Here is a 7,024-nt window from a genome sequence, read left to right as displayed (position 1 = left end):
TGATCTCATGTATTGCTATTCCAGGTAAAAAATTTTATCTATTAGTAGCAAAAATGGTTTTTTATGGAAAATTGCAATAACTAGTTAACTTTATTAAAAAATATAGCTAAGCGTCTTAATTTTGATTACAAAATATATGTTTTTCTTAAATATAAATTTAATGATATAGAGTAATTACTTGTAATCATTTTAAAGTCGCCCAGCTATAAACATTTCAATTGAATAAAATATTATTCTTGCTTTTCAAGCAAGAAATAGCTCTCTTATTTAAATCAAATAAAGGAGCTAGTAATAAGTTGAATAATGCTTACAACAAATTTATTTTACGAGAATAAAGTAAATTACTTTTTCTTTGCTTTTGGATTAGGCAAATCAGTAATACTCCCCTCAAATACTTCAGCTGCTATACCGATTGACTCGTATAATGTCGGGTGAGCATGAATAGTCAATGCAATATCTTCTGCATCACACCCCATTTCAATTGCTAAGCCAATTTCACCTAGTAATTCGCCACCATTAACACCGAGAACCGCCCCACCAATAACACGGTTGGTTTCCTTATCAAAAATAAGTTTAGTCATACCTTCTGAACAATCAGATGCAATAGCACGACCAGAAGCAGCCCATGGGAAAGTGGCTACTTCATAACTGATACCTTTTTCTTTAGCTTCTTTTTCCGTCAAACCAACCCAAGCAACTTCAGGCTCAGTATAAGCAATTGAAGGAATGACTTTTGGATCAAAATAGTATTTCAAACCAGAAATCACTTCAGCCGCCACATGACCCTCATGAACACCTTTATGAGCCAGCATTGGATGACCGACAATGTCACCAATCGCATAAATATGGGGCACATTGGTACGCATCTGTTTATCTGTGTGGATAAAACCTCGCTCATCCGCTTCTACTCCGGCTTTACCCGGATCAATTAATTTGCCATTCGGTACACGACCAATTGCCACTAAAACAGCATCATAACATTGTGGTTTTGCCGGTGCTTTGTTGCCTTCCATCGTTACACAGATAACATCTTTTTTGGCTTCCACCGCAGTCACTTTCGTCTCGAGCATTAAATTAAACTTCTTACTTATCTGTTTAGTAAAAAGCTTAACAATGTCGTTATCTGCTGCAGGAATAACCTGATCGAACATTTCAACTACATCAATTTCCGATCCTAATGCATGATAAACAGTACCCATTTCTAAACCGATGATACCACCGCCCATAACTAACATACGCTTGGGTACTTTTGTTAGTTGCAAAGCATCAGTAGAATCCCATACTCGCGGGTCGTCATGAGGAATAAATGGAAGCTGGATCGGACGTGAACCTGCAGCAATAATAGCATTGTCAAAGTTTATGGTTGTTGTTTCTTTTTTACCTTCAACAACCAATGTATTAGTACCGGTAAATTTACCTAATCCATTAACAACTTTAACTTTACGACCTTTTGCCATCCCGACCAAACTAGTTGTTAATTGGCCAATAACCTTTTCTTTCCACAGCCGTACTTTATCAATATCTGTTTTCGGTTCGCCAAATACGATCCCATGTTCCGCCAATGCCTTTGCTTCTTCAATAACTTTTGCAACATGCAATAATGCTTTGGAAGGAATACAACCGACATTAAGGCAAACGCCACCTAATGTCTCATAACGCTCGACTAAAACCGTTTCTAAACCAAGATCTGCACAGCGAAAAGCTGCTGAATAACCCGCAGGTCCCGCTCCTAGAACCACTACTGTGGTTTTGATTTCAGTACTCATCATGACCTCTTACTTTTGTTGTCCGGCGGGTCAGACGAAAAATTTATAACCACCGAGACGTGTGTACTAAAGGCAGTTTACAGAATTATTAACATCTTTGAAAGTGCTGTAACGTGACATAACTCTCAACCTATAGGACGAATTAGAAAAAATTCTGTAATTACTAATAATAAAACAGACCGACATTTAGTCGGTCTATAAATTACATAACCAAACGGCGAATATCACTCATTAACTGTGCAATACGAGTGACAAAACGAGCGCCGTCTGCACCATCGATGACACGATGATCAAAGGAGAGTGACATAGGTAATACTAGACGTGAAATAAATTCACTGCCATTCCATACTGGCTTCATAGATGAGCGAGATAGCCCCATAATAGCCACTTCTGGCGCATTAATAATTGGTGTAAAACTTGTTGTACCGATACCACCTAAGCTAGAAATAGTAAAGCTGCCACCTTGGATATCAGACGCGGTCAACTTGCCGGCACGTGCTTTCTTCGATACTTCCATCAATTCTTTGGAAAGCTCGATAATACTTTTCTTATTAATATCGCGAATAACAGGCACAACCAAACCATTTGGGGTATCAACGGCAATACCAATATGAACATATTTTTTCAATGCTAATCGCTGAGCATCGGTAGAAATTGAACTATTGAAACGAGGCATTTCTTCTAATGCTCGAGCAACCGCTTTCATGACAAAAACTAATGGTGTAATTTTTACTCCCGTTTGTAACTTTTCCATCTCTTTATTTTGCTGCTTACGGAAAGCTTCTACTTCGGTAATATCAGCATCTTCCATGACAGTCACATGCGGGATTATTACCCAGTTACGACTCAAATTAGCGCTAGATATCTTTTGAATGCGGCCAAGTTCAACTTCTTTAACTTCACCAAATTTACTAAAATCAACTTTTGGCCATGGTAGCATGCCTGGTAAACCACCCGCAGTAGTCCCTCCAGGTTCAGAACGTTTTACCGCCTCTTTGACATAAGTTTGAACGTCCTCACGCAGAATCCGACCTTTACGTCCTGTTCCATTTACCTTAGCCAAATTAACACCAAATTCACGCGCTAGACGGCGAATAAGCGGTGTTGCATGCACATAGGCATCATTTTCAATAAATTCACTTTTAGTCTCAGAAACATTACTTGCCTGTGCTGTAGATGAGACTTGAGGGGGTTCAGAAGGCGAGGCCTCTGATTTTTTCGCTATTTCAGCGCTGCTAGTTTCCGCACTGGCAGCTGGCGAACCTGCGGTAGCATCAACCGCAAAAATCATAATTAGTGAACCGGTTTTAACTTTATCGCCTTTAGCAATTTTGATCTCTTTAACTTCGCCGGCAAAAGGCGCTGGCACTTCCATCGATGCCTTTTCACCTTCTACGGTAATTAACGACTGCTCAACATCAACTTTGTCGCCCACTTTTACCATAATTTCGGTAACTTCAACTTCATCTGCACCAATATCAGGAACGTTAATTTCAATAGACATTGATTTTACCTCTTATGCCAAACGCGGGTTAATTTTTTCTGGGTTGATGTTGTATTTTTTAATGGCTTCATTCACCAATTTTACATCCATTTCACCACGTTTCGCTAATTCACCCAACGCTGCTACTACCACATAGGAAGTATCAACCTCAAAATGATGACGGAGGTTTTCACGGCTATCTGAACGACCAAAACCATCAGTACCCAAAACACGATAATCACTTGCAGGAATGTAGGAACCAATTTGTTCTGCAAATAATTTCATATAATCTGTTGATGCAACTGCCGGAGCATTATTCATGATTTGAGCAACATGAGGTACACGAGGTTTATCAGATGGATGTAACATATTCCAACGTTCACAATCCTGCCCTTCACGAGCTAATTCGGTAAATGACGTTACACTATAAACATCGGAAGCAATACCATACTCACTAGACAAAATTTTTGCAGCTTCTCGAACATGACGCATCATTGAACCCGATCCCAACAATTGAATTTTGCCTTTTTCGCCTTTTAGTGACTCCAGTTTATAGATACCTTTACGAATACCTTCCTCAACACCAGTAGGCATCGCTGGCATATGATAATTTTCGTTCAAGGTAGTAATATAGTAGTAAACATTTTCTTGTTTCTCACCATACATACGAACTAAACCATCATGCATAATAACAGAAACTTCATAAGCATAAGCTGGATCATAAGAGATACAGTTAGGTATGGTTAGTGACTGGATATGGCTATGGCCATCTTCATGTTGCAAGCCTTCACCATTCAATGTGGTACGTCCTGAGGTTCCGCCAATTAGGAAGCCACGCGCTTGCTGGTCTCCAGCTGCCCATAACAGATCACCAATCCGCTGAAAGCCGAACATGGAGTAATAAATATAAAATGGGATCATCGGCAGATTATTTGTGCTATAGGATGTAGCAGCAGCTAACCAAGAAGCGCCGGCACCCAATTCGTTGATACCTTCTTGAAGAATTTGACCTTTTTCGTCTTCTTTGTAGTAAGCAACTTGTTCACGATCTTGAGGGATGTACTGTTGTCCATTTGGACTATAGATGCCAATTTGACGGAATAAACCTTCCATACCAAAAGTACGTGCTTCATCAGCAATAATTGGCACTAGACGATCTTTAATTGAGTTATTTTTTAACATTATATTCAAAGCACGTACAAATGCGATCGTAGTAGAGATCTCTTTATTTTGCTCTGCTAATAATTGGCCAAAATCTTCTAGGCTAGGAATATCCAATTTTTCATCAAATGTAGGATTTCGTGCAGGTAAATATCCACCTAATGCCTGACGACGCTCATGGAGATATTTATATTCAGCTGAATCTTCTTTAAAAGTAATAAAAGGTAATTTTTCTACTTGATCATCCGCTATCGGCACATTAAAGCGATCACGGAAATAACGAACCCCTTCGAGGTTCATTTTTTTCACCTGATGGGCAATATTTTTACCTTCAGCAGTATCGCCCATGCCGTAGCCTTTAACTGTTTGAGCTAAAATGACTGTTGGCTTGGCTTTAGTGTCTTGCGCTTTTTTAAAAGCGGCATAAACTTTTTTCGGATCATGACCACCACGGTTTAACGACCAGATTTCATCATCGGTCATATCCTTGACTAGTGCACTTGTCTCAGGGTAACGATTGAAAAAGTGTTCACGAACATAAGCGCCATCTTTAGACTTAAATGTTTGATAATCACCATCCAAAGTTTCATTCATCAACTGAATCAGTTTATCTGAAGTATCCTTGCGCAATAATTCATCCCATCGGTTACCCCACAGGATTTTAATCACCTGCCATCCAGCACCGCTAAAGATACCTTCTAATTCATTAACAATCTTACGATTACCAGTGACTGGCCCATCAAGGCGTTGTAAGTTACAGTTGATCACAAAAACCAAGTTATCTAACTTTTCACGAGTCGCAATCGTGATAGCACCTTTAGATTCAGGTTCATCCATTTCACCGTCACCAAGGAAAGCATAAACTGTCTGATCTGCGGTATCCTTTAAACCTCTGTGTTGTAAGTATTTTAAAAATTTTGCTTGATAAATAGCACCTATTGGAGCTAATCCCATCGACACCGTAGGAAATTGCCAAAATTCAGGCATCAATTTAGGATGAGGATAAGAGGAAAGACCTTTGCCACCAATTTCTTGCCGGAAATTGTCCATTTGCTCTTCAGTGAGACGACCTTCCAAAAATGCGCGTGCATAAATACCAGGCGAAATATGTCCTTGGAAATAAACTAAATCTCCACCATTTTTATTGTTTTTTGCCTGGAAGAAGTGATTAAAACAGACTTCATACAAAGTTGCAGAAGACTGGAAAGATGCCATATGACCACCTAACTCCAGATCTTTTTTAGAAGCTCGTAAAACTGCCATTACAGCATTCCAACGAATCGCAGAGCGAATACGACGTTCTAAATCCATGTCGCCTGGATAATCAGGCTCATCCTCTACGTAAATAGTGTTGATATAATCACAGTTTCCAGAACCAGCTGCGATATTAACGCCGCCCTTGCGTGCTTGTTGTAATACTTGATCAATAAGATACTTAGCACGATCAACACCTTCTTCACGGATGACCGATTCGATCGCCTGTAACCAGTCGCGAGTTTCGATCGGATCCACGTCATTCTTCGACATATCTGACATGGTCTATTCCTTATCTATTATCTGTTTCTAATGTAGTTACTGAGCCATCTTTTAAACATATTTACTAAATCAGAAAGAAGAAAAAAAGATAGTCACTATTGCCGCAACTTTGTCTCTAATAAATCAGAGGGGTAATGCAGACGCAGCAACAAAAAATCTGCACTACTAAATTAAATTTTGATATTGTTTTATTCGACGTAAAGAACGCTCACGACGTTTATGCTCACGACTGATGTACAGCAAAATCTCCTCAATAAATCCTAAATGACGATGTGAAGCTTCCTATGCTTTTCAGGTTCACGTGCGATAATAGCTTCAAAAAATTTTTGAGTTCTATGTTTACTTACTGTTGCGTGCATTTCTTTACGGGTATATAAGCACTCAAAATTTTGTCTAATATTCTGCTCTAACAATGGAACCATACAACGAAGTATATGAAATAATACCGCGCATTATGCGCCGCTTCAGTAACAACGAGCTGATATTGGAAAACAGCCTCAACTTCAGCATTAACATCCCCACGCTCTTCAATATCCTGAATTTGTAAATGACTGCTCTTAATCCGAGCCAGATCCTCATCGGTTCCTCTTAAAGTAGCATAATAAGCAGCAATACCTTCAAGTGCATGACGTGTTTCTAAAAGATCAAATTGTGATTCTATATGCCCAGATAATAACTGGGTAAGCGGATCACTAAAGCTTTGCCACAGATTTGTTTGGACGAACGTGCCTCCTCCTTGTTGGCGAAGAAGAAAACCTTTTGCTTGAAGCCTCTGAATCGCCTCACGCAAAGAGGGACGAGAAACATAAAATTGCTTAGCCAACTTACGTTCAGGTAGCAATTTTTCTCCGAAGCACAATATTCCTTCAAGGATTAAAAGCTCAAAGCGCTGTTCAATGATATCAGATAATTTAGGTTGGCGAATTTTGCTATAAACCATATTTACAATAGGCCACTTATATTTTGCGTAAATACTTATTTAACACTACCAAAGTCAATTGGTAATACCAATTTATCCTAGATGTACATAAAGTAACAAAGTATTCACTAACTGTCCATAAGAGCTTATATTTAACCT

At 39.1% G+C, this 7,024-nt stretch carries 3 protein-coding genes and 1 pseudogene; all 4 read right to left on the bottom strand.

The window, feature by feature from the left end:
• Positions 1–341: 341 nt before the first annotated feature.
• A complete protein-coding gene (gene lpdA / locus ARSQ2_RS04715; RefSeq protein ID WP_181994534.1) occupies positions 342–1,766 on the bottom strand; it encodes a dihydrolipoyl dehydrogenase in 1,425 nt (474 codons plus the stop codon).
• A 202-nt stretch (positions 1,767–1,968) separates the two neighbouring features.
• Entirely contained in the window at positions 1,969–3,270 is a 1,302-nt protein-coding gene (gene aceF, locus ARSQ2_RS04710) for a dihydrolipoyllysine-residue acetyltransferase (protein ID WP_420837739.1), read from the bottom strand.
• 12 nt (positions 3,271–3,282) lie between these two features.
• Positions 3,283–5,946 (bottom strand): pyruvate dehydrogenase (acetyl-transferring), homodimeric type, encoded by a 2,664-nt coding sequence (gene aceE / locus ARSQ2_RS04705; protein ID WP_181994533.1) that lies wholly within the window; start codon positions 5,944–5,946, stop codon positions 3,283–3,285.
• Positions 5,947–6,111: 165 nt separating this feature from the next.
• Positions 6,112–6,886 (bottom strand): annotated as a pseudogene (gene pdhR / locus ARSQ2_RS04700) (pyruvate dehydrogenase complex transcriptional repressor PdhR).
• Positions 6,887–7,024: the final 138 nt, after the last annotated feature.

Origin of the sequence: Arsenophonus endosymbiont of Bemisia tabaci Q2 (assembly GCF_902713415.1) — a bacterium.
Lineage (GTDB): Bacteria > Pseudomonadota > Gammaproteobacteria > Enterobacterales > Enterobacteriaceae > Arsenophonus.
This window is presented reverse-complemented; position numbering and strand designations above follow the sequence as displayed.